Origin of the sequence: Pseudoalteromonas sp. SG45-3 (assembly GCF_014164075.1) — a bacterium.
GTDB lineage: Bacteria > Pseudomonadota > Gammaproteobacteria > Enterobacterales > Alteromonadaceae > Pseudoalteromonas > Pseudoalteromonas distincta.
In genome coordinates this window covers 1-2,022 of the sequence record NZ_JACJEN010000045.1, presented here as the reverse complement: position 1 = coordinate 2,022, position 2,022 = coordinate 1, and the positions used below count along the sequence as shown (strand labels likewise).

General features: G+C 37.5%; 2 protein-coding genes. Both read left to right on the top strand.

The genetic code is table 11. From position 1 onward, the window contains the following. Positions 1-228: 228 nt before the first annotated feature. Positions 229-423, top strand: a complete 195-nt coding sequence (locus H5126_RS21125) for a hypothetical protein (RefSeq protein WP_182721540.1) — start codon at positions 229-231, stop codon at positions 421-423. A 552-nt stretch (positions 424-975) separates the two neighbouring features. After that, positions 976-2,022: protein rep (locus H5126_RS21120; RefSeq protein WP_182758574.1), on the top strand; the 1,047-nt coding region annotated here is incomplete at its 3' end.

Sequence of the window (2,022 nt, the reverse complement as noted above, 5' to 3'; positions counted from 1 at the left end):
GCGGTCGCTTGAAAGAGCATTATCAAAAGTTAAAGCTAACAGATGCCGATTTAGATTCGGTTGATTTGATTAATGTTGCAGGCGAATCCGACCAAGTAGACGCTGTTGTTCTTCAAATGTACAAATGGAATATAGGTTTAAAGCAATATATCTCATGATTACATGTACCCATAGATACATGAACCCATAGATACATAAATACATAAATACATGTGATCGGACTTAAATATGAAACTAACAGTTACTTTTGATTCTCAGCAAATATCAATTATTATTGATTGTATGGAAACTAAGATAAAAGCTTTAAATCATGTGATTAAATATAACTCCTTTGATTCTGAGTTATTAGATTCTGAGTTATTAAAATTTAAAAATGAAATATCAAAGTGTGAGAAAACTATCAAACAACTTTCCTCCTACTAATGCATTTCTTTCCCTTTAATCTATCACGCGCATAACTCCAGCGCTTGCCGCGGAATATGAGCGTGATTGATTAAAGGCTCGTAATTCTTGTAAGACTTGTCTTACGTTAGGCCACACTCAGTAGTAATATAAAAACCCATAACCAACTGGCCGAAACCATAAACCATCTTCGTTTGGAAAAACTAACCCTGCGCTTGCGCCCCTGATAAACATTTTTTTAGTTACGATAATGCCGATTATCGTAACCTATTTATTTTAGGTGCTGGTAATTCCACTTATCTGTAACTATTTTGGGGTCATTTTGGAGGCTGTTTTGGGCTGTTTTGCGCAGCAAAATCCTTTACTTGATACTATAGAAACAACGCGCAGAAGGAAAACAGATATAAAACACCCTCTAAAGCCTTGCTATTAAAGGGTTTATACATTAAATTTAACACTCTACCCGAGGGGGTAGGTTTAATTGAATTTGAGACTTTCGCGGTTTAAATACCACAGAAAAAAATACTTAAGACGCCATTTAAAATTTTAGGCTCTGAGAAAGGACAAAGGGGAGTGCTCGAACACATCCCCTTCAATGATCCTCCAGAAGCTACCGACCAAGGCGCAACTGAAAGACCTCATCTTCTCAACTTTCTAAAGTCACGAGAGAAGACAATGAAAATTATATATGAAGACCTGCCCGTTATCTATGACTCGGGCGAGATTTTGCAAGATTCTACCGACTGGCGTACTTTTAAACTTAAAAGCACTGCCGTATCACATGCTATGAGTAACACACACCCTAATCGATCTCATAAAATCCTTGATTGCGGTTCGCTTTTAGCTTTTGCTGTATCTAGTACCGGAGACAAAAGACTTATTAAAGCTTATTTTTGCAAAGATAGAATGTGCCCTTCTTGTCAAAAAAGGCGTTCACTGGTTGTATTTCATCAAGTTAAAGATGTTTGTTTATCTTTGCAGTCAGAGTTTAAAAGCACTCGATATTTACTTTTAACGCTCACCGTTCCTAATGTCACCGCTGATGACTTACCTAATGAAATAAATAAAATGAATAAAGCCTGGGCTAGTTTATCCAGGAAGGTTGAATTTAAAAAAGCCATATGGGGTTGGTTCAAAGCCTTAGAGATTACCCATAACAAAAAAACTAACACTTACCACCCTCATTTCCATGTTTTACTTGCTGTTCCTGAAAAGTATTTCAAGGGTCAAAATTATATAAAGCAATCACGCTGGCTTGAGCTTTGGCAAGTGGCCATGAAGAACGATTACATCACACAGGTTGATGTAAGACGTGTTAAGCCTAACCCTAAGCGTTCAGGCTCAACCATAGAGGCCGCAGCCGCAGAAGTTGGCAAATACGCTACCAAGCCATCAGATTACATTAAAAAGGTATCCCCTGATTACTATGTCGCAGATGAAAAGATAGTTTCTGAACTTGCTGACATACTTAAGCGGAAACGTTTAATAGCTTTTGGCGGTCGCTTGAAAGAGCATTATCAAAAGTTAAAGCTAACAGATGCCGATTTAGATTCGGTTGATTTGATTAATGTTGCAGGCGAATCCGACCAAGTAGACGCTGTTGTTCTTCAAATGTACAAA